At 72.8% G+C, this 20,153-nt stretch carries 23 protein-coding genes; 17 read left to right on the forward strand and 6 right to left on the reverse strand.

Annotated elements, in window-relative coordinates; all coding sequences use genetic code 11:
* The first annotated feature begins 54 nt into the window (after positions 1–54).
* The 5 genes from B7C62_22375 to B7C62_22395 all read left to right on the forward strand — a co-directional run bounded on the left by B7C62_22375 (position 55) and on the right by B7C62_22395 (position 3,942).
* Positions 55–441: a MarR family transcriptional regulator gene (locus tag B7C62_22375; GenBank protein ARF74671.1), complete on the forward strand. Its 387-nt coding sequence runs from the start codon at positions 55–57 to the stop codon at positions 439–441.
* Positions 442–501: 60 nt separating this feature from the next.
* Positions 502–1,689 carry an alanine racemase gene (locus B7C62_22380; GenBank protein ARF74672.1) on the forward strand — a complete coding sequence of 396 codons (1,188 nt, stop codon included), beginning with the start codon at positions 502–504 and terminating at the stop codon, positions 1,687–1,689.
* Positions 1,686–3,059 carry an alpha/beta hydrolase gene (locus B7C62_22385; GenBank protein ID ARF74673.1) on the forward strand — a complete coding sequence of 458 codons (1,374 nt, stop codon included), beginning with the start codon at positions 1,686–1,688 and terminating at the stop codon, positions 3,057–3,059. Before B7C62_22380 ends, B7C62_22385 begins: the two co-directional genes overlap by 4 nt.
* Positions 3,025–3,573 carry a tRNA (adenosine(37)-N6)-threonylcarbamoyltransferase complex ATPase subunit type 1 TsaE gene (locus B7C62_22390; protein ID ARF74674.1) on the forward strand — a complete coding sequence of 183 codons (549 nt, stop codon included), beginning with the start codon at positions 3,025–3,027 and terminating at the stop codon, positions 3,571–3,573. The genes B7C62_22385 and B7C62_22390 overlap by 35 nt, the downstream gene beginning before the upstream one ends.
* A gap of 165 nt (positions 3,574–3,738) precedes the next feature.
* A complete protein-coding gene (locus B7C62_22395; protein ID ARF74675.1) occupies positions 3,739–3,942 on the forward strand; it encodes a hypothetical protein in 204 nt (67 codons plus the stop codon).
* A 145-nt stretch (positions 3,943–4,087) separates the two neighbouring features.
* Here the strand turns inward: B7C62_22395 and B7C62_22400 are convergent, their stop codons facing one another.
* Entirely contained in the window at positions 4,088–4,636 is a 549-nt protein-coding gene (locus tag B7C62_22400; GenBank protein ARF74676.1) for a hypothetical protein, read from the reverse strand.
* Positions 4,637–4,824: 188 nt separating this feature from the next.
* On the opposite strand from B7C62_22400, the gene B7C62_22405 reads away from it, so the two are divergent.
* Genes B7C62_22405 through B7C62_22420 form a run of 4 tightly spaced genes read left to right on the forward strand, consistent with a single transcriptional unit; the run spans position 4,825 to position 7,365 of the window.
* Positions 4,825–5,475, forward strand: a complete 651-nt coding sequence (locus B7C62_22405) for a tRNA (adenosine(37)-N6)-threonylcarbamoyltransferase complex dimerization subunit type 1 TsaB (GenBank protein ID ARF74677.1) — start codon at positions 4,825–4,827, stop codon at positions 5,473–5,475.
* Entirely contained in the window at positions 5,472–5,978 is a 507-nt protein-coding gene (locus B7C62_22410) for a ribosomal-protein-alanine N-acetyltransferase (GenBank protein ID ARF74678.1), read from the forward strand. Before B7C62_22405 ends, B7C62_22410 begins: the two co-directional genes overlap by 4 nt.
* Positions 5,978–7,096, forward strand: a complete 1,119-nt coding sequence (locus tag B7C62_22415) for a tRNA (adenosine(37)-N6)-threonylcarbamoyltransferase complex transferase subunit TsaD (protein ARF74679.1) — start codon at positions 5,978–5,980, stop codon at positions 7,094–7,096. The genes B7C62_22410 and B7C62_22415 overlap by 1 nt, the downstream gene beginning before the upstream one ends.
* Positions 7,093–7,365 carry a hypothetical protein gene (locus B7C62_22420; GenBank protein ID ARF74680.1) on the forward strand — a complete coding sequence of 91 codons (273 nt, stop codon included), beginning with the start codon at positions 7,093–7,095 and terminating at the stop codon, positions 7,363–7,365. Before B7C62_22415 ends, B7C62_22420 begins: the two co-directional genes overlap by 4 nt.
* Before the next feature lie 221 nt (positions 7,366–7,586).
* Here B7C62_22420 and B7C62_22425 read toward each other — a convergent pair whose 3' ends face one another.
* Positions 7,587–8,273 carry a TetR family transcriptional regulator gene (locus B7C62_22425; protein ARF74681.1) on the reverse strand — a complete coding sequence of 229 codons (687 nt, stop codon included), beginning with the start codon at positions 8,271–8,273 and terminating at the stop codon, positions 7,587–7,589.
* A 103-nt stretch (positions 8,274–8,376) separates the two neighbouring features.
* On the opposite strand from B7C62_22425, the gene B7C62_22430 reads away from it, so the two are divergent.
* The 3 genes from B7C62_22430 to B7C62_22440 all read left to right on the forward strand — a co-directional run bounded on the left by B7C62_22430 (position 8,377) and on the right by B7C62_22440 (position 11,196).
* Complete coding sequence (locus B7C62_22430; GenBank protein ID ARF74682.1) at positions 8,377–9,861, forward strand: MFS transporter; 1,485 nt, start codon at positions 8,377–8,379, stop codon at positions 9,859–9,861.
* A 111-nt stretch (positions 9,862–9,972) separates the two neighbouring features.
* Positions 9,973–10,437 carry a hypothetical protein gene (locus B7C62_22435; protein ID ARF74683.1) on the forward strand — a complete coding sequence of 155 codons (465 nt, stop codon included), beginning with the start codon at positions 9,973–9,975 and terminating at the stop codon, positions 10,435–10,437.
* Between the two features lie 105 nt (positions 10,438–10,542).
* A complete protein-coding gene (locus B7C62_22440) occupies positions 10,543–11,196 on the forward strand; it encodes a hypothetical protein (GenBank protein ARF74684.1) in 654 nt (217 codons plus the stop codon).
* A 9-nt stretch (positions 11,197–11,205) separates the two neighbouring features.
* Here B7C62_22440 and B7C62_22445 read toward each other — a convergent pair whose 3' ends face one another.
* A complete protein-coding gene (locus B7C62_22445; protein ARF74685.1) occupies positions 11,206–12,438 on the reverse strand; it encodes an SAM-dependent methyltransferase in 1,233 nt (410 codons plus the stop codon).
* A gap of 149 nt (positions 12,439–12,587) precedes the next feature.
* Here B7C62_22445 and B7C62_22450 point away from each other — a divergent pair, with 149 nt between their 5' ends.
* From B7C62_22450 to B7C62_22460, 3 genes are all read left to right on the forward strand, one after another.
* Positions 12,588–13,538, forward strand: a complete 951-nt coding sequence (locus B7C62_22450; GenBank protein ID ARF74686.1) for a polysaccharide deacetylase — start codon at positions 12,588–12,590, stop codon at positions 13,536–13,538.
* Positions 13,539–13,755: 217 nt separating this feature from the next.
* Entirely contained in the window at positions 13,756–14,064 is a 309-nt protein-coding gene (locus B7C62_22455) for a co-chaperone GroES (protein ARF74687.1), read from the forward strand.
* Positions 14,065–14,163: 99 nt separating this feature from the next.
* Entirely contained in the window at positions 14,164–15,789 is a 1,626-nt protein-coding gene (locus B7C62_22460; protein ARF74688.1) for a chaperonin GroL, read from the forward strand.
* Between the two features lie 93 nt (positions 15,790–15,882).
* On the opposite strand, the gene B7C62_22465 is transcribed toward B7C62_22460, so the two are convergent.
* Both B7C62_22465 and B7C62_22470 read right to left on the reverse strand, forming a co-directional pair.
* Positions 15,883–16,656, reverse strand: coding sequence for a short-chain dehydrogenase (locus B7C62_22465; GenBank protein ID ARF74689.1), 774 nt, complete (start codon positions 16,654–16,656; stop codon positions 15,883–15,885).
* A 222-nt stretch (positions 16,657–16,878) separates the two neighbouring features.
* Positions 16,879–17,547: an MOSC domain-containing protein gene (locus tag B7C62_22470; protein ARF74690.1), complete on the reverse strand. Its 669-nt coding sequence runs from the start codon at positions 17,545–17,547 to the stop codon at positions 16,879–16,881.
* Positions 17,548–17,628: 81 nt separating this feature from the next.
* Between B7C62_22470 and B7C62_22475 the strand changes: the two genes are divergently transcribed.
* Positions 17,629–18,519, forward strand: coding sequence for a LysR family transcriptional regulator (locus tag B7C62_22475; GenBank protein ID ARF74691.1), 891 nt, complete (start codon positions 17,629–17,631; stop codon positions 18,517–18,519).
* A 72-nt stretch (positions 18,520–18,591) separates the two neighbouring features.
* Here the strand turns inward: B7C62_22475 and B7C62_22480 are convergent, their stop codons facing one another.
* Positions 18,592–18,933 (reverse strand): WhiB family transcriptional regulator, encoded by a 342-nt coding sequence (locus B7C62_22480; protein ARF77323.1) that lies wholly within the window; start codon positions 18,931–18,933, stop codon positions 18,592–18,594.
* A 451-nt stretch (positions 18,934–19,384) separates the two neighbouring features.
* On the opposite strand from B7C62_22480, the gene B7C62_22485 reads away from it, so the two are divergent.
* Entirely contained in the window at positions 19,385–19,996 is a 612-nt protein-coding gene (locus B7C62_22485) for a DNA-binding response regulator (protein ARF74692.1), read from the forward strand.
* The last annotated feature ends 157 nt before the right edge of the window (positions 19,997–20,153 follow it).

Genomic DNA, 20,153 nt, shown 5'->3' on the forward strand with positions numbered 1-20,153 from the left:
GGTGAGCGGGGGCGAAGGTGGAGGTCCCGGCAGCGGCAGAGAGGACCCCGACCCGTGAGCGGCAGCGAACCCGTACGCGTACGCAGGGTCTACGACCCGCCCGAGGACGGCGACGGCACCCGCGTCCTCGTCGACCGGCTCTGGCCGCGCGGGGTCTCCAAGGAGCGCGCCGCGATCGACGTGTGGCTGAAGGACATCACCCCCTCGGACGAGCTGCGGTCCTGGTACCACCAGGACCGCTCCGGCGCCCGGCACGACGCGTTCGCCGAGCGCTACCGCACCGAGCTCGACGACCCGGCTCACACCGAGGCCGTCGAGCGGCTGGTGGGGCTGGTGCGCGAGGGCGGGCCCGTCACGCTGATCACCGCCGTCAAGGACGTGGCCGACAGCCATGTGCCCGTCCTCATCGAACACCTCGAACATGTGATGAAACGTACATAGGTGTGGATACCGGCGTGCGCTGCCGGGGAGGCGACAGGCGCCTCTGAGACACTGGGCGCGATGAACGAGACAGCGTCCCTGAGAGCCCGTGCCGAGATCGACCTCGCCGCGCTGCGCGCCAATGTGCGTGCTCTGCGCGAGCGGGCGGCCGGGGCACAGCTCATGGCCGTGGTGAAGTCCGACGGTTACGGGCACGGGGCCGTGCCCGTGGCCCGGGCCGCCCGCGAGGCCGGGGCCACCTGGCTCGGCACCGCCACCCCGCACGAGGCCCTCGCCCTGCGGGCCGCCGGGCTCGACGGCCCGATCATGTGCTGGCTCTGGACGCCGGGCGGGCCCTGGCGCGAGGCGGTCGAGGCCGGTATCGACGTGTCGGTCAGCGCGTTGTGGGCCCTGCGCGAGGCCGTCGCGGCGGCCACCGCCGCCGGTCGCCCGGCCCGCGTCCAGCTCAAGGCCGACACCGGCCTCGGACGCAACGGCTGCCAGCCCGCCGACTGGCCGGAACTCGTCGCCGAGGCCCGCACCGCAGAGCGGACGGGCGCCATCCGGATCACCGGCCTCTGGTCCCACTTCGCCTGCGCCGACGAGCCCGGCCACCCGTCGATCGCCGCCCAGCTCTCCGCGTTCCGGGACATGGTCGCGTACGCCGAGAAGGAGGGCGTCGACCCCGAGGTCCGCCACCTCGCCAACTCCCCGGCCACACTGACGCTCCCCGAGGCCCACTTCGACCTCGTACGGACCGGCATCGCGATGTACGGCGTCTCGCCCGCCCCCGAGCTGGGCACCCCCGCCGAGCTGGGGCTCCGCCCGGTGATGACGCTCGCCGCCGCCGTCGCCCTGGTCAAGGACGTCCCGGCCGGGCACGGCGTCAGCTACGGCCACCACTACGCGACCCCCGCCGAGACCACGCTCGGCCTGATCCCCGTCGGCTACGCGGACGGCATCCCGCGCCACGCGTCGGGGCGCGGCCCCGTCCTGGTCGGCGGCCGGGTCCGTACGGCGGCGGGCCGCGTCGCCATGGACCAGTTCGTCGTCGACCTCGGCGGCGACCGGCCCGAACCGGGCGCGGAGGCCGTGCTGTTCGGACCGGGCGACCGGGGCGAGCCGACCGTCGAGGACTGGGCGGTGGCCGCCGGGACGATCGGGTACGAGATCGTCACCCGGATCGGGAGCCGGGTACCGAGGGTGTACGTGAACGAGACGGCCGGTCCGGAAGGCCCGGCCCATCCGAGCGGGGGCACGGCACGGTGAGCGACAGCAGCGCGGGGGCGGCGGGGGACGTCGTGGCGGCGGCCGCCACGACAGCGGCCAGCTGGCGGCGGGCGGGTGTCGCCGGGGCCGCGATAGGAGTGCTCGCGGCGAGCGCGGCGGCCGGGGTCGCCGTCGAGCGGCTCACCGTCGGGCGCGGGATGCGCAAGAAGGCCCGCCTCGCGCTGGACGCGACCGGGCCCTACGGCTCGCTGCGCGGGACGCCGGGCCGGGCGGTCGCCGACGACGGGACCGAGCTGTACTACGAGGTCGACGAGGTGGAGCCGCCGCGGGCGGCCGGGGGAAACGGTTCACCCGGGGGCGCCTCCGGCCTCGCCGACCGTACGACCGCTTCTGATGTGGGCCGTACGACCGCCACTGATTCCGGCCGTACGACCGCCACCGCCGACCGTACGAGTGCTTCCGACCGCCCGACCGCCTCCGGCAGCCGTCGGCGGCGGCTCTTCGGGCGCAAGGCCCCCGCCCCCGTCACCGTCGTCTTCAGCCACGGCTACTGCCTCGGCCAGGACTCCTGGCACTTCCAGCGCGCCGCCCTGCGCGGCCTCGTCCGCGCCGTCTACTGGGACCAGCGCAGCCACGGCCGCTCCGAGCGCGGCCGGGCCCAGGCGGACGGGGTGGCCCTCGGCATCGACCAGCTGGGCCGCGATCTGAAGGCCGTCATCGACGCGGCGGCCCCCGAGGGGCCGATCGTGCTCGTCGGCCACTCCATGGGCGGCATGACGATGATGGCGCTGGCCGACCAGTACCCGGCCCTCATCCGCGACCGGGTCGCCGCCGTCGCGTTCGTCGGCACCTCCAGCGGCAGGCTCGGCGAGGTCAACTTCGGGCTGCCGGTGGCGGGCGTGCGGGCGGTGCGCCGGGTGCTGCCGGGGGTGCTGCGGGCGCTGGGTACGCAGGCGGAGCTGGTGGAGAAGGGGCGCCGGGCCACCGCCGACCTCTTCGCCGGGCTCATCAAGCGGTACTCGTTCAGCTCCCGGGACGTGGACCCGGCGGTCGCCCGGTTCGCGGAGCGGCTGATCGAGTCGACCCCGATCGACGTGGTCGCCGAGTTCTACCCGGCCTTCACCGAGCACGACAAGAGCGGTGCGCTGCCCGTCTTCCGGGATCTGCCCGTGCTGATCCTGGCCGGGGAGAAGGACCTCGTCACCCCCAGCTCGCACAGCGAGGCCATCGCGGACGTCCTGCCGGAGGCCGAGCTGATCCTGGTGCCGGACGCCGGGCACCTGGTGATGCTGGAGCACCCGGAGACGGTCACCGACCGGCTGGCCGACCTGCTCGTACGCGGCGGAGCGGTGGCTGCCGCTAACGTTGGCGAGCATGGAAACACCGCACAGCAGCCCGGCCGCCGATAGCTCCGGGACGGCCGTGGCGCCGGCCGTTCCCGAGGCCGTCACCCTGACGCTCACCGTCGAGTCCCCCGAACAGATGCAGGACCTGGGCCGCCGCCTCGCCCGGGTCCTGGCCCCCGGCGACCTGGTCATGCTCACGGGCGAGCTGGGCGCCGGGAAGACGACGCTGACCCGGGGGCTCGGTGAGGGCCTCGGCGTACGCGGCGCGGTCACCTCGCCCACCTTCGTCATCGCCCGCGTCCACCCCTCGCTGGTCGAGGGCCCGGCCCTCGTCCACGTGGACGCGTACCGCCTGGGCGGCGGGCTCGACGAGATGGAGGACCTCGATCTCGATGTGTCGCTGCCGGAGTCGGTGGTGGTCGTGGAGTGGGGCGACGGCAAGGTGGAGGAGCTCTCCGAGGACCGGCTCCGCGTGCTCATCGACCGCGCGACCGGCGACACGGACGACGAGCGGCGCGAGGTGACCCTGGTGGGCATCGGGGCGCGCTGGGCGCGGCTGCGGGAGGAGCTGGCGTAACCCGGGCGTCACGCGGCGGAGCGGCCGGGCCCCGCACGGGACTCGCCTTCCCGACGGGCTGTCGGTAAATTGTTGCGCACGGGACGGTGGTCGTGGTCACATGGGTACGAGACCTGGTTAGGTCTACCTAACCACGACCTCCACCGGAGCCCCCAGGAGGCATCCATGCCGACGCCCGAGCGCGCGGAGCAGCCGTCGCAGCAGCAGCCGACGCCGTCCGCCCTGTCGATGAAGGACCTGCTGGCTTCGTACGCGGCGGCCACCGCGGTCTCCACCCCACCGAGCGACGCGGCGGACGAACCGGACGCGGCGCGGGACGGGGACGAGGAGACCGGGCACGGGAGCGCCGTGCGCCGCCGGGCAGCGTAAAGAGCACGCCGAAGGCAACAGCGTAAGGAGCACGCCGAAGGCCGACAGCGCAAAGAGCACGCTGAAGGACGACAGCGTAAAAAGGCGCCTCCTGGGGGAGCGCCCTCCTGAAAGAGCGCTCCAAAAGAAGGCGCCCGGTCCCGCCCTAGCGGACGACGACCACCTTGGCGCCGACCGTCGCGAACGTCCACATCGCGTTGCCGTCCTCCCGCGTCATCCGTACACCGCCCGTCTTCGACGTCGGGTCCGGGGCCTCCATCGAGCCGTCCTGCGCCGCGCTGAAGCCCACCGCCACGTTGTCCACGTTGGCGAAGCGCACCACGTGCTCGATCGGCACGCCGTCGGAGCCCTGGACCGTGCCCGAGCGCGAGGTGACCTGGTAGACGTCCGGCGGCGGGCTGACGGGGCTCGGCATCACGGTGAAGGTCCGCAGCGCCTTGCCGTTCCCGTCGACCAGCCACACCCGCCGGTCCTTCAGCGCGTAGACCACACGCTCACCGGTGCCCGAGTCCGCCGGGACCGCGTGCGGGTCCTTCGTGGGCTTCGGCTTCGCGGTGGGCCGGTCGGTGGCGGACGCGGAGGACTTCGGGGTGGCCGAGGCGGACGAGGCCACCGAGTCGGGCGCGTTCGCGGACGCCTGGTAGGCGAGGACGGCGACCACGACGACCGCCGCCGCAGTGAGCCCGGCCACCATTCCCGAGCTTCCCCTTGCCACCGTGACTCCCCTTTCGGCTGCGTTCTGCCGCATGTCGTACAAGCGTTTACGTCGTACCCGCGGATACCCGGTGACGGTAGCAGCAGAGGGCGGGCCGACCGGGACGCCGTACGGACGCCGTACCGCCGTCGGCGGAGCCGTAGGCTGTTTGCGTGCTCTTGCTCGCCATGGATACCGCCACGCCCGCCGTCACCGTCGCCCTGCACGACGGTGCGTCCGTCATCGCCTCCTCCGGCCAGGTCGACGCCCGCAGGCACGGTGAACTGCTGCTGCCCGCCGTCGACCGGGTCCTCGCCGAGGCCGGGGTGAAGCTCGACGCCGTGACGGGCGTGGTCGTGGGCGTGGGCCCCGGCCCCTACACCGGGCTGCGGGTCGGCCTGGTCACCGCCGCCACCTTCGGCTCCGCCCTCTCCGTCCCCGTGCACGGGATCTGCACCCTGGACGGACTGGCGTACGCCGCCGGGCAGGACGGCGGCCTGGAGGGGCCCTTCGCCGTGGCGACGGACGCGCGCCGCAAGGAGGTGTACTGGGCACGGTACGAGGACGCCCGCACCCGTACGGGTGACCCCGCCGTCGACCGGCCCGCCGACATCGCCGCCGAACTGGCCGGGCTCCCCGTGGTCGGCGCGGGCGCGGCCCTCTACCCGGACGCCTTCCCGGACGCGCGCGGCCCCGAGCACGTCTCCGCCGCCTCGCTCGCCTCGCTCGCCGCCGAACGGCTCGCCGCCGGGCAGGAGCTGCTGGAGCCGCAGCCGCTCTATCTGCGCCGGCCCGACGCCCAGGTACCGAAGAACTACAAGGTGGTCACCCCCAAGTGAGCGCCGCCACCACCGCCGTACTGCGCGAGATGCGCTGGTGGGACATCGAACCGGTGCTGGAGCTCGAACACGCGCTCTTCCCGGACGACGCCTGGTCGCCCGGCATGTTCTGGTCCGAGCTGGCCCACGCCCGCGGCCCCGGCGCCACCCGCCACTACGTCGTCGCCGAGGACCCGGTCACCGGCCGGATCACCGGATACGCGGGGCTCGCCGCCCTCGGCGACCTCTCCGACGTCCAGACCATCGCGGTCAGCCGGGACGCCTGGGGCACCGGCCTGGGCTCCGAGCTCCTCACCGACCTGCTGAAGGCCGCGACCGCCTTCGAGTGCGCCACCGTGCTCCTGGAGGTCCGCGTCGACAACACCCGCGCGCAGAAGCTGTACGAGCGCTTCGGCTTCGAGCCGATCGGCTTCCGGCGCGGCTACTACCAGCCGGGGAACATCGACGCCCTGGTCATGCGCCTCACCCTGCAAGAGCACGCACCAGAGACCGGGACTGAATGATGGCTGCCGACGAACCCCTCGTACTCGGCATCGAGACCTCCTGCGACGAGACCGGCGTCGGTATCGTGCGCGGGACCACCCTGCTCGCGGACGCCGTCGCCTCCAGCGTCGACACCCACGCCCGCTTCGGCGGCGTCGTCCCGGAGATCGCCTCGCGCGCCCACCTGGAGGCGATGGTCCCCACCATCGAGCGCGCCCTGAAGGAGGCCGGGGTGAGCGCCCGCGACCTCGACGGGATCGCCGTCACCTCGGGCCCCGGGCTCGCGGGGGCGCTGCTCGTCGGCGTCTCGGCGGCGAAGGCGTACGCGTACGCCCTGAACAAGCCGCTGTACGGGGTCAACCACCTGGCCTCCCACATCTGCGTCGACCAGCTGGAGCACGGCCCGCTGCCCGAGCCGACCATGGCGCTCCTGGTCAGCGGCGGCCACTCGTCCCTGCTGCTGGCCCCCGACATCACCGCCGACGTCCGCCCGCTCGGCGCGACCATCGACGACGCGGCGGGCGAGGCGTTCGACAAGATCGCCCGGGTGCTGGACCTCGGCTTCCCCGGCGGCCCGGTCATCGACCGGCTGGCCCGGGAGGGCGACCCGAAGGCCATCGCGTTCCCGCGCGGTCTCACCGGCCCCCGCGACGCCCCGTACGACTTCTCCTTCTCCGGCCTGAAGACCTCGGTCGCCCGCTGGATCGAGGCGAAGCGGGCGGCGGGCGAGGAGGTGCCCGTACGGGATGTGGCGGCGTCCTTCCAGGAGGCCGTGGTGGACGTGCTGACGCGAAAGGCGGTGCGGGCCTGCAAGGACGAGGGCGTCGACCACCTGATGATCGGCGGCGGGGTCGCGGCCAACTCCCGGCTCCGCGCGCTGGCGCAGGAGCGGTGCGAGCGGGCGGGCATCCGGCTGAGGGTGCCGCGGCCGAAGCTCTGCACGGACAACGGCGCGATGGTCGCGGCGCTCGGTGCGGAGATGGTCGCCCGCAACCGGCGCCCCTCCGACCTGGAGCTGTCGGCGGACTCCTCGCTGCCGGTGACAGAACCGCACGTTCCGGGTGCGCAGCACGGGCATGGCCACTCCCACGACCACGATCACGTGCACGAGATCAGCAAGGACAACCTGTACTCATGAGTGGCGCCGCGACCATCGTCCTGATGTGGGAGGCCCGCGCCGTGGAGGGCCGGGGAGGCGAGCTCCTGGAGTGGGCCCGCGCCCGGTCCGCCGAGCTCTCCCGCGAACCGGCCCGCCGCGAACTCCTGCGCGCCCCGCAGGACCGGGTGCTGGTCATGACGTGGTGGGAGGGCGCCTCGTACGCCGATGACCTCCCCGAACTCCCCGAGCCCGACGCCACCCTGATCACCCGGCCGGTGCACCGGTGGCGGTTCGAGGCGGTGGGCTGAGGGGGCTGTCCTCCGGGGGCTTTCGCGGGGGCCGCTGAGCCCCTCGATTGATCAGCGCCGCGAGCCCCGGCCGATCGCCCCGTGCCCCTCGGCCGCTCAGCTCCGCGTGCCCCTCGGCCGCTCAGCTCCGCGTGCCCCCCGGCTGCTCAGCGTCGCGCGCCCCCCGGCCGCTCAGCTCCGCGTGCCCCTCGGCCGCTCAGAGCCGCGCGCCCCCGGCCCGATCAGTCCCGGGTCCCCCGGGCGATCAGCCCCTCCACGATTGCGTCCAGCTCGGCCGCGACCTCGTAGTCGGCGGCGTACTCCCGCCAGTGCTCCTTCACCTCGGTGAGCCGGGGCAGCTCCGCCGTGTCCTTCTCCGTGATCATCTCCGGGAAGAACTCCCGGCGTGACGGCTGCTCCGCCCGGCGGGCCGCCGCCCGGCGGAAGACCAGGTCGCCGTAGACGTAGCTCCAGATCGTCCGGTACGCGCGCACCGAGCGGGCGGGGGAGAGGCCGCAGGCCAGGGCGGAGTCGATGATCTCCTCCACCATCCACAGCGCGTTCCGGTCGGTCAGCTCGCCGAGCGCCAGGATGTCCAGCACCCAGGGGATGCGGCCGATGATGTCGTGCATGTGCACGGCCACCGCCACCAGCCGCTCGCGCGGGTCCTCCGGCAGCTCCGGGCGGGGAAAGGCGGCGGCGGTGCCGGAGAGGGTGAGCATGAGCAGCTCGTCCTTGTCCTGCACGTAGTGGTAGAGCGCCATCGGCGTGCTGCCCAGCTCCTTCGCCACCCGCCGCATGGACAGGGCCGCCACGCCCTCCTCCTCGACGATGCGGCGCGCGGTGGCGACCATCACGTCCGGGTCCAGCCTGCGGGGGCGGCCCACGGGTTTCTTCGGGGGTTTCTTGGTCTTCTCGGTGCCTGACACCTGGGCATTCTCCCCTTCCGGGGCCTTCTCCGTCCCTCCGGGTTTATTTTCTATACGTGTATGGTAATTATCGGACCGAGGGCGGCGAAGGGGAGGGTGCGTCATGGGCGGCACGGTGGCGGGCGGGTCGGGGACGGACGGGGCGGCGCGGCACGCGCGGTGGCTGCTGGTGGTGGCGCTCACCGTGCAGTTCCTGGTGTCGCTCGACATGTCCGTGGTCAATGTCGCGCTGCCCGACATCCGCGGTGACCTCGGCTTCGGCCGGGACGGGCTGCTCTGGGTGGTGAACGCGTACGCCCTCGCCTTCGGCGGGCTCCTCCTGCTCGGCGGACGCCTCGCCGACCTGGCGGGACCGCGCCGCGTCCTGACGGCGGGGCTCGTCCTCTTCGGCCTTGCCAGCCTGGCCGGCGGGCTCGCCTGGTCGCCCGGTTCGCTGGTGGCGGCGCGGGCCGTCCAGGGCGTCGGTGCCGCCGCCCTCGCCCCGGTGGCGTTCGCCCTGATCACCCTCGCCTTCCCGGCCGGGCCCGCCCGCTCCCGGGCGCTCGGGCTCTGGGGCATGGCGGGCGCGGCGGGCGGTGCGGTGGGGGTGCTGGCGGGCGGTGTGCTCACCGACGCGGCGGGCTGGCGGGCCGTGATGCTCGTCAACGTGCCGATCGTGGCCTTCGCCCTGGCCGCCGCCGCCCGCAGCGGGCCGGTCGGCGGGCAGCGGCGGACCGGCGCCCGGCTGGACCTCGCCGGGGCGCTCCTCGCCACGGCCGGGACGACGCTGCTGGTCCTCGGGCTCGTACGGGCATCGGAGGGCGGCTGGGGGTCGGCCGTCACGCTCTCCACCCTGGGCGCGGCGGTGCTCCTGCTCGCCGCCTTCGTCGCCGTCGAACTCCGTACGGCGTCGCCCCTGCTCCGCCCCGGCCTGCTGCGGGGGCGGCCGGTGCTCACCGCCAACCTGTTCTGCCTGCTGCTGGCCTCGGCCCAGTTCGGCGCGTTCTACTTCGTCTCGCTCTACATGCAGCTGGTTCTCGGGTACGGGGCGACCGCCGCCGGGTTCGCGTTCCTGCCGTTCTGCGTGGGCGTCGTCGCGGGCTCGATCCTCGCCACCCGCGCGGTCGCGGCGCTCGGCGTCCGGCGGCTGATGACGGTGGGCGGCACGCTGGCGGCGCTGGGGATGGCCTGGTTCGCGGCGACCGCCACGGTCGACGGCTCCTTCCTCACCTCGATCCTCGGCCCGTCGCTGCTCTGCTCGCTGGGCATCGGGCTCTGCTTCGTCCCGCTCGGTACGGCCGCGACGACCGGCGTGGTGCCCGGGGAGACGGGTATGGCGTCCGGGCTGCTCAACAGCTCGCGCCAGGTCGGCGGTTCGCTCGGCCTCGCGGTCCTGGTCACCGTCGCCGCTCAGGTCACCGGCGGCGGGACCGGGCGCGGTGCGCTGTCCTCGGGGTACGCGGCGGCCTTCTGGGTCGCGGCCGGGCTCCTGGCGGCGGCGGCCCTGGCGGCGTACGTCCTGCTCCCGGGCGAGCGCCGGGCGCCGGGCGGTCCGGTGGCCGCCGCGCCCGCCGCGGCCGAGCATGAGGAGGACGCGGCGGGCCGATGAGTCCTTGCCGTCCGGCCGATGAGTTCGGGCGCCCGGGCCGGTCTACCCACCAAGAAGCTCGACGCGGCACGCGCCCCGGACCCGGGGCGACCGGAAAAGGAGACCAGCACCATGCAGAAGATCACCCCCTGTCTCTGGTACGACGGCCAGGCGAAGGAGGCGGCCGAGCACTACGTCTCCGTCTTCGGCGGCGACTCCCGCATCCTGGACACCACCTACCGCGGCGAAGCCGGACCCGGCCGGGCGGGTGACGTCCTCACCGTCCGCTTCCGGCTCGCGGGCCAGGAGTATCTCGGCCTCAACGGCGGCCCCCAGTTCTCCTTCACCGAGGCGATCTCGCTCTCCGTGGACTGCGCCGACCAGGCCGAGGTGGACCGGCTCTGGGCCGCGCTCTCCGAGGGCGGCGAGGAGGGTCAGTGCGGCTGGCTCAAGGACCGGTACGGCGTCTCCTGGCAGATCATCCCGAACGAGCTCCCGACGCTGCTGGCCGACCCGGACCCGGCGAAGGCGGAGCGGACGATGAAGGCGATGTTCGGGATGCGGAAGCTGGACATCCAGGCGCTGCGGGACGCCTGATCCACTCGGGCCAGGACGGAGTGGGCGGCCTGCCCGCCCGGCTCGCTTCCGGTCGGCCGGCCCGTACGTCCGGCAGTCCGGTCGTACGTCGGTAGTGTCTGGTCCATGTCATCCCGCCCCTCCCTGCCCCCGCCCCCGCCTCCCGTGGAGATCCGGACCTGGCCCGACCGGGAGGCGATGCTCGCCGACCGGGCGCTGATCCTCGGCGCGCTGGTGCGGATGCACATCGGGCCCGGGCGGCTCGGGGTGCTGGTGATGTGGGCCGGGCTCGCCGCGTTCGGGTGGCTGCTCGTGGGGTCCGGGCTCGTCATGGTCGAGCAGGCGGCGGCGGACTTCTTCAGCGGGATCGCCGGGTTCGTGTCCCTGCTCCTCGGGGCGGGGGCGCTGATCCCCGCCGTCATCCTCGTCGCCCTGCACCTGGCCCGGGACCGGGAGATCCGCGCGCTGCTCGCGCAGTGGGGGGAGCTCGGCCACGACCCGGAGCGCGACCGGGAGCTGCGGCTGCCCGGGGTGAGCCTGGTCTGGCTGCTGCTGTCGTTCGTCCTGGCGGCGGGCGGGCTGGCGCTCTGTGTGATCGGCCCGGCGAGCGCCCGGCCCGGCGACGACACGTACGGCATGGTCGCCCTGATCATGGGCCTGGGCATGGTCGCCTGGCTCACCGGACTCATCGGGGCCGCCAAGGCGTGGGCGCACCGGCGCTGGGTGCTGCGGGTCCTGATGGCGCCCGCCCCGCTCGACGCCCCGGCCGCCCACCGCTGACGCCTCGCCTCACTCCAGCGGATGCCCGATCAGCATCGTCGGGGCCCCGGCCACCCGGGTCAGGAACACCGTCGCGGAGTGGGGCCCGCTCAGCTTCATCCGGCGGCGGAGCTCCTCCGGTTCGACCGCCGAGCCACGCTTCTTGACGGTCAGTACGCCGACCTCCCGCTCCCGCAGCAGCGCCTTCAGCCGCTTCATGTTGAACGGCAGCCGGTCGGTGATCTCGTACCCGGCGACGTACGGGGAGGAGTACGGCACATCGCTGGTGACGTACGCGATCGTCTCGTCCACCAGCCGCCCCCCGCACCGCTCCACGATGTCGGCGACCAGGTGCGCCCGGATCACCGCGCCGTCCGGCTCGTACAGATAGCGCCCGACCGGGCCCACGGGCGGGGCGGGCAGCGGGGCCGGGGCGGTGAGGGCGGCCCCGGACGGCAGCAGGGTGGCCCGGAACGAACCGGGCGCGAACCCCTCCCCGTACCAGAGCACCGCCTCCTTCACGTCCCCGCCGTCCGAGATCCACTCGGCCTCCGCCTCCGGGCCGATCGCCTCGTGCGGGATGCCCGGCGCGATCTTCAGCGCCGCGCGAGGAGCCTTCAGGGCGGCGGCCGTGGCCCAGGACAGCGGCGGTGAGTACGCCTCCGGGTCGAAGATCCTGCCCCGGCCGCCGCGCCGGGCCGGGTCCACGAAGACCGCGTCGTACGGGGAGGTGTCGACCTCCGTGACGTCGGCGCACCGCACCTCGATCAGCGAACCCAGGCCGAGCGCCTCCGCGTTGGCGCGGGCCACCTCGGCGGTGAGCGGATCGCGGTCCACGGCGAGGACGGCGATCCCGGCGCGGGCCAGCGCGATGGCGTCGCCGCCGATGCCGCAGCACAGGTCCGCCACGCTCCGCACGCCGAGCGCGGCGAACCGGGCCGCGCGATGGGTGGCGACCGAGGTGCGGGTGGCCTGCTCGACGCCGTTGGGCGTGAAGTACATCCGGTACGCGTCCTCGGCCCCGAACTTCGCCACCGCCCGCTGCCGCAGCCGCGCCTGCCCCAGGGCGGCTGACACCAGCTCCGCCGGGTGCGTGCGGCGCAGCCGGGTCGCGGTGGCCAGCTCCCGGGCGGGGTCGTGGTCGCGCAGCTCGGCCAGCAGGTGTTCGCCCTCGGGGGTGCGCAGGGCGGCGAAGGCGGCGCGGGCGGGGTCGCCGGGGTCGCCGGCCGGGGTGGCGGGGGTCGTTGCGTTCACCCGGTCCATTGTGGCCGGTGCACGGGGGCGGGCGGCCGGAGGGCGACGCGGGCCCTATAGGGCGACGCGCGGCCCCTGTGGGCCGGTCGGGCGACGGGCGTGGACCCCTCGCGGTGTCGGGCCGGGCGGCGGCCGGGTGGCTGGCAGGATGCGGCGCCATGCAACTAGTACGACAAAAAGGAAAATCACCCACGAAGCGGCACCGGCCGGTCTCCGTCGTGCTGGCGGCCCTCTTGGCCGCCACCGTCACCTCCGCCTGCGCGGCGGAGACGGCCGGCGGCGGCGCGGGAACCCCGGACGGACCGGTGAAGCCCGCCGCCGGGCAGCAGGGCGAGGCCGCCCCGCAGGCCGCGCCCGCCGTGGACACATACGCCGAGAAGGTGAAGCGGAAGCAGGCCGCACGGGCCGTCGCCGCGAAGAAGTGGGGGCTCGCCAAGACCCCGCTCGCCGCCCCCGAGCCCCCGAAGGTGAAGCCGCGCATCACCACCCGTAAAGGGTTCGAGGTCCGGGACGACAAGGGGCTGCCGCCCGTCTTCACCACGGTCCCCACCAAGGAGAAGGTCGTCTTCCTCACCATGGACGACGGCGCGGAGAAGGACCCCGCGCTGCTGCGGATGATGACCGAACTGGACATCCCCTACAGCGCCTTCCTCAGTGACTACGTCACCAAGGACAACTACGGGTACTTCAAGGAGATGCAGAAGCGCGGTGTGGTCATCAGCAACCACACGCTCAACCACCGCTATCTGCCCGGTCTCTCCTACGCCGAGCAGAAGAAGGAGATCTGCGGCCAGCAGGAGAAGATCCTCAAGGAGTACGGGAAGCGGCCCACCCTCTTCCGCCCGCCCTACGGCAACTACAACCGCGACACCCTCGTGGTCGCCAGGAGCTGCGGCATCACCGCCGTACCCCTCTGGTCCGCCGAAGCCTTCGCCGACCACATGGAGTGGCGCGAGTGGGACCGGGACCTGCACCCCGGCGACATCGTCCTCACCCACTTCCGGGGCAAGGGCGACTGGAAGGGCACGATGCCGGACATGATCCGCCTGGTCATGAAGACCATCACGGACAAGGGGTACGCGGTGGCGAAGCTGGAGGACTACGTCTGATCCCCGCCCGCCAGGACGGCGCGGGGATGGTGAATTGGCACTCCGCTTGACCGAGTGCTAATCGCGGTCATAGTCTCGGGTCTGGCACTCCCCCCTGGAGAGTGCCAGCACCACACTGTGCGACAGGGCAGGTCCGGCACCCGCGACGACGGATCGGTCTGGTCGCCGCCCAATGACTGCTAAACCCCGTGAGATCTCCGAAGGGGGAGACCGGATCGTGTCGACCACCAGCTCCAAGGTTGCGATCAAGCCGCTCGAGGACCGCATTGTGGTCCAGCCGCTCGACGCCGAGCAGACCACGGCCTCCGGCCTGGTCATTCCGGACACCGCGAAGGAGAAGCCCCAGGAGGGCGTCGTCCTCGCCGTGGGCCCGGGCCGCTTCGAGAACGGCGAGCGCCTTCCGCTCGACGTCAAGACCGGCGACGTCGTCCTGTACAGCAAGTACGGCGGCACCGAGGTGAAGTACAACGGCGAGGAGTACCTCGTCCTCTCGGCCCGCGACGTCCTCGCGATCGTCGAGAAGTAACTCACCCACGTTTGCCTGTGTTCTGCGCCCCTGGCCCCCTGCGTAACAACTAGCCGGGCGGCGAGGGGCGCAGTTCATTTTGAGAGGGAAGTACAGCCCATGGCGAAGATCCTGAAGTTCGACGAGGACGCCCGTCGCGCCCTTGAGCGCGGCGTCAACAAGCTTGCCGACACGGTCAAGGTGACGATCGGCCCCAAGGGCCGCAACGTCGTCATCGACAAGAAGTTCGGTGCTCCCACCATCACCAACGACGGTGTCACCATCGCGCGCGAGGTCGAGCTCGACGACCCGTACGAGAACCTCGGTGCCCAGCTCGTCAAGGAGGTGGCGACCAAGACCAACGACGTAGCGGGTGACGGCACCACCACCGCGACCGTCCTGGCCCAGGCGCTCGTCCGCGAGGGTCTGCGCAACGTCGCCGCCGGTGCCTCCCCGGCCGCCCTGAAGAAGGGCATCGACGCCGCCGTCAAGGCCGTGTCCGAGGAGCTCCTCTCCACGGCCCGCCCGATCGACGACAAGTCCGACATCGCCGCCGTGGCCGCGCTCTCCGCGCAGGACACCCAGGTCGGCGAGCTCATCGCGGACGCGATGGACAAGGTCGGCAAGGACGGTGTCATCACCGTCGAGGAGTCCAACACCTTCGGTCTGGACCTGGAGTTCACCGAGGGCATGGCCTTCGACAAGGGCTACCTGTCCCCGTACATGGTGACCGACCAGGAGCGTATGGAGGCCGTCCTCGACGACCCGTACATCCTGATCCACCAGGGCAAGATCGGCTCCATCCAGGAGCTGCTCCCGCTGCTGGAGAAGGTCATCCAGGGCGGTGGCTCCAAGCCGCTGCTGATCATCGCCGAGGACGTCGAGGGCGAGGCGCTCTCCACCCTCGTCGTCAACAAGATCCGCGGCACCTTCAACGCCGTCGCGGTGAAGGCCCCGGGCTTCGGCGACCGCCGCAAGGCCATGCTCGGCGACATCGCCACCCTCACCGGTGCGACCGTCATCGCCGAGGAGGTCGGCCTCAAGCTCGACCAGGCCGGTCTGGACGTGCTGGGCACCGCCCGCCGCGTCACCGTCTCCAAGGACGACACGACCATCGTCGACGGCGGCGGCAACGCCGACGACGTCAAGGGCCGCGTCAACCAGATCAAGGCCGAGATCGAGTCCACGGACTCCGACTGGGACCGCGAGAAGCTCCAGGAGCGCCTCGCGAAGCTGGCCGGCGGCGTGTGCGTCATCCGTGTCGGCGCCGCCACCGAGGTGGAGCTCAAGGAGAAGAAGCACCGCCTCGAGGACGCCATCTCCGCCACCCGCGCCGCGGTCGAGGAGGGCATCGTCTCCGGCGGTGGCTCCTCCCTCGTCCACGCCGTGAAGGTCCTGGAGGGCAACCTCGGCAAGACCGGCGACGAGGCCACCGGTGTCGCGGTCGTCCGCCGCGCCGCCGTCGAGCCGCTGCGCTGGATCGCCGAGAACGCCGGCCTGGAGGGTTACGTCATCACCTCCAAGGTCTCCGAGCTCGACAAGGGCCAGGGCTTCAACGCCGCCACCGGCGAGTACGGCGACCTGGTCAAGGCCGGCGTCATCGACCCGGTCAAGGTCACCCGCTCCGCCCTGGAGAACGCCGCGTCCATCGCGTCGCTGCTGCTCACGACCGAGACCCTGGTCGTCGAGAAGCCGGCCGAGGAAGAGGCCGACGCCGGTCACGGCGGCCACGGCCACTCCCACTAGTCGCCGCGGTACCTTCCGGTACGCCCGAGGCCCGGTACCCCCGTCGCGGGGGCACCGGGCCTCGGTGCGTCTCCGGCAGGAAGCCCGAAAGGACTACTGCGGGCCGTACTTGCGCCCCGTACGCGAGGTGACCCCGCCCAGCAGACCGCGCGGCGTCACCTTCGCCAGCCCCATCAGCGCCTTGTAGCGCGGGTCCGGGACCGACACCGGCTTGCCCCGGGCCAGATCCGCCAGCGCCGAGGCCACCAGCTTGTCCGCGTCCAGCCACATCCACCCCGGGATGTTGTCCGTGCCCATCCCGGCCCGCTCGTGGAACTCCGTACGGACGAACCCGGGGCACAGCGCCATCAGCCGCACCCCCGACCCGGCCAGGTCCTTCGCCGCGCCCTGGGTGAACTGCACGACCCACGCCTTGGACGCCCCGTACGTACCGCGCGGCAGGAACGCCGCGACCGACGCCACGTTGATCACCCCGCCCCGGCCGCGCTCCCGCATCCCCGTGACGGCCGCCGAGGTCAGCCGCAGCACCGCCTCGCAGTGCACCTTCAGCATCGTCAGCTCATCGGCCATGGGTACTTCCAGATAGCGCCCCTTGTTGCCGAACCCGGCGTTGTTGACCAGCAGATCGACCGGGTGCGTCCGGTCCGCGAGCCGCTGCTCGACCGCCTCGATCCCGGCGTCCGTGGACAGGTCCGCGCGCAGCACCTCGGCCTCGATGCCGTGCCGGTCGTGCAGTTCGGTGGCCTGCTCGCGCAGCCGGGCGGTGTCCCGGGCCACCAGCACCAGGTTGTGCCCCTGGGCCGCGAGCCGTCGCGCGAAGGCCGCCCCGATACCCGCCGTCGCGCCTGTGATCAGTGCAGTCGTCATACGCGGCACGTTAGTGCCCTGCGTACTCCCGGGGTGCACCCGCCCGCTGCCCCTCCCCACCACACGAACCGGCCCATCGTCCCGTCGCCCTCGGGGGACAGCGGACGGCAGGCGTACCGGCACGGAGTGTCCGGACCGGACGGCCGCTTCGGGCCGCTACGGAGAGGCCGGGCCCCGGAGACCCCGTGGCCCTCCGCGGCGGCAGAGGCCCACGCCCGACCCTCAGCCCTGGCGTGCCACGTACTCCCGGGCCTTGCGCAGCGCCTCGGGGTGCAGCGCCGACGCGGCGGCCAGCAGGGACGGGAGCAGCGTGCGCTCCGTCGTGACGGCCCGGAACTGGAGGGCCGCCGTGACCTCGTGGTCCGGCCGGTGCACGATCTCGACGGGGTCCCCGGCCCGGATTGTGCCCGGCTCGATGACCCGCAGATACGCGCCCGTCACCGCCTCCTGGGTGAACTGCCGGACCCACTTCTCCTCCCCGATGTGGTCGGCGAACGTCCGGCACGGGATGCGCCCGGAGGTCACCTCCAGCAGCAGTTCGTCCCCCACCCGCCAGCGCTCGCCTATCAGCGCGCCGCTCACCTCGATCCCGAGGGTGGTGAGGTTCTCGCCGAACGCCCCGTTCACCAGCTCCCGGCCGCCGAGCCGCCGCTCCCAGGCATCCAGCTCCTCCCGGGCGAAGGCGTACACCGCCTGGTCGCTGCCCCCGTGGTTGCGCAGGTCGCAGACCGCGTCCCCGGCGAGCCCGCTCCCGCCGGTCCCCTTGGGGCCGGGGTCACTGACCCGTACGGGCCCCTCGAAGGGCCGCTTGTCGATCCCGGTCAGCCCGCCGGGGCCACCGGCGGACGGAGAGGGGGCGGGGCGGCCGACATTCACGCTCAGCAGTCTCATGCGGTCACGCTAATGGCTCAGCCTCTCAAAGGGGTACGTCATTAGTTCGCCCCCACCCCAAGCGTCTCTTATGGTGGAGGGGTGATCGAAGCACGCCACCTCCGCGTCCTGCGCGCCGTCGCCGCCACCGGCTCGTTCTCCGCCGCCGCCCGCGAACTCGGCTGCACCCAGCCCGCCGTCAGCCAGCAGATGAAGGCCCTGGAGTCCTCGGCCGGCACCCCCCTCCTCATCCGCACCGGGCGCGAGATGCGCCTCACCCAGGCGGGCGAGGCGCTCGTACGGCACGCCTCCGGCATCCTCGCCGGGCTGACCGCGGCCGAGGAGGAGGTCGCCGCCATTGCCGGACTGCGGGCGGGCCGGGTCCGGCTCGTCTCGTTCCCGAGCGGCAGCTCCACCCTGGTGCCCGGCGCGCTGGCCGCCCTGCGCGCCGAACACCCCGGGACCAGGGTCTCGCTGGTGGAGGCCGAGCCGCCGCGCTCGGTGGATCTGCTGCGCGACGGCGACTGCGACATCGCGCTGGCCTTCCGGTACGGGACCTCCGGCGGCGAATGGGACGACCTGGTGGTCCGGCCGCTGCTCACCGACCGGCTGATCGGCCTGGTCCCGGAGGGGCACCGGCTGGCCGACGCGACGGAGGTCTCCATCGGCGAGCTGGCGGACGAGTCGTGGATCGCGGGCTGCCCGCGCTGCCGCCGTCAGCTGGTGGAGGTCTGCGAGGAGTCCGGCTTCACCCCCCGCATCGACTTCGCCACCGACGACTACCCGGCGGTGATGGGCCTGGTGGGGGCCGGGCTCGGGGTGGCGGTCCTGCCGGAGCTGGCCGTCGAGTCGGTCCGGCCCAAGGGGGCGAGGACCGTGGCGGTGGAGCCCGCGATCGAGCGGGAGATCGTGGCGCTCACCCTGCCCGACCTGGCCCGGGTCCCGGCGGTGGCGGCCACCCTGGACCAGCTCTCCCGGGCGGCCGCCCGCTGAGGGGCTCCACCGGGGACCGCTGAGGGGCTCCACCGGGGAAACGTTTCTGCGTTCGATCGGGACCGATGGGTGTCAGGTCGGGCGGGAGCCCGTGGTGGCGGTCGTGGCACCCGAGGGCGCCGCGGTGATGAGTCTGGTTCTGGCCCGGCCCATGAGCTCTTCGCGCTCATCCTCGGTCAGGCCGCCCCACACCCCGTACGGCTCCCGTACGGCCAGGGCGTGGGCCGCGCACTCGGCGCGTACCGGGCACCGCATGCACACCTCCTTCGCGGAGGTCTCACGAGCGCTGCGGGCGGCGCCGCGCTCACCTTCGGGATGGAAGAACAGGGAGCTGTCGACGCCTCGGCAGGCGGCGAGCAGTTGCCAGTCCCACAGGTCTGCGTTGGGTCCGGGAAGGCGGGAGAAATCTGCCATGGCGCTTGTCCCCTCGAAGCCGTGCTGCGTCGGAAGCGGCATCCTCGACCGCCGGTTCACCGGCGGTCCGTGATCGGCGATCGTCTCTTCGGTGACCTGAGTCTCGACCGTACATCTGCGGTGCTAGTAGATGTAAATATGACTGTTTGCGAATCTAGCCACAGACACCCTCGAAAGGGAAGAAATCTCGCCAAATAGGGCAAGCCAAGGAGTGAAGATTCGGTTGACGGGTGAATCACCCGCGTCGTTCTCCTCCGTGTGCGCCCCCTCACGTAGAGTGCCGAACCCGACGGTCCGACCCGTAACTCTTTCGAGTGACCATCGTTAAGAGGGTGGATGCGGTTGACGGAGAACGAGCTCGGGCACATGTCCGAAGGGGTCAACCGCACAGGTGACGACTTGTATCAGCCTGGAGGCTCAAGGTGACGCGCATCAGCTGCGGAGGACGGTCATGACATCCGTGCTCGTCTGCGACGATTCCCCGCTTGCCCGAGAAGCGCTCCGTCGCGCGGTGGCCACCGTGCCCGGTGTCGAGCGCGTGACCACGGCGGCCAACGGCGAGGAAGTCCTCCGCCGCTGGGGGGCCGACCGTTCGGATCTGATTCTGATGGACGTACGCATGCCCGGTCTGGGGGGTGTGGAGACGGTCCGGCGGCTGCTCTCCGCCGACCCCGGCGCCCGGATCATCATGCTGACCGTCGCCGAGGACCTGGACGGGGTCGCGCTCGCGGTCGCCGCCGGGGCCCGCGGCTATCTGCATAAGGACGCCTCGCGCGCCGAACTGCGGGCCACCGTCACCCAGGCGCTGGCCGACCCGACGTGGCGGCTCGCCCCGCGCCGGCTCCGCTCCGCCGAGATGGGGGCGGCCCCCACGCTCACCGCGCGGGAGATCCAGGTGCTCGAAGGTATGAGCCACGGCCGCTCCAACGCCGAGATCGGCCGTGAGCTGTTCCTCTCCGAGGACACGGTCAAGACCCACGCCAGGCGGCTGTTCAAGAAGCTCGGGGCCTCGGACCGCGCCCATGCGGTGGCCCTGGGATTCCGCTGGGGGCTGGTCCGCTGACGCCCGGCCCGGACCGCCCCCGTCCGCGGACCGGACGGGGGGACGGGACGGGTCACCCAGCGGTACGACCCCGAATGCCGGCGCCCGCCGACGGTGCCATGTGACGCTTCCCGGCCGATGACGCATCCTTGAGTCGTGGAGTTCCTCGGGAACGATT

Origin of the sequence: Kitasatospora albolonga (assembly GCA_002082585.1) — a bacterium.
Lineage (GTDB): Bacteria > Actinomycetota > Actinomycetes > Streptomycetales > Streptomycetaceae > Streptomyces > Streptomyces stephensoniae.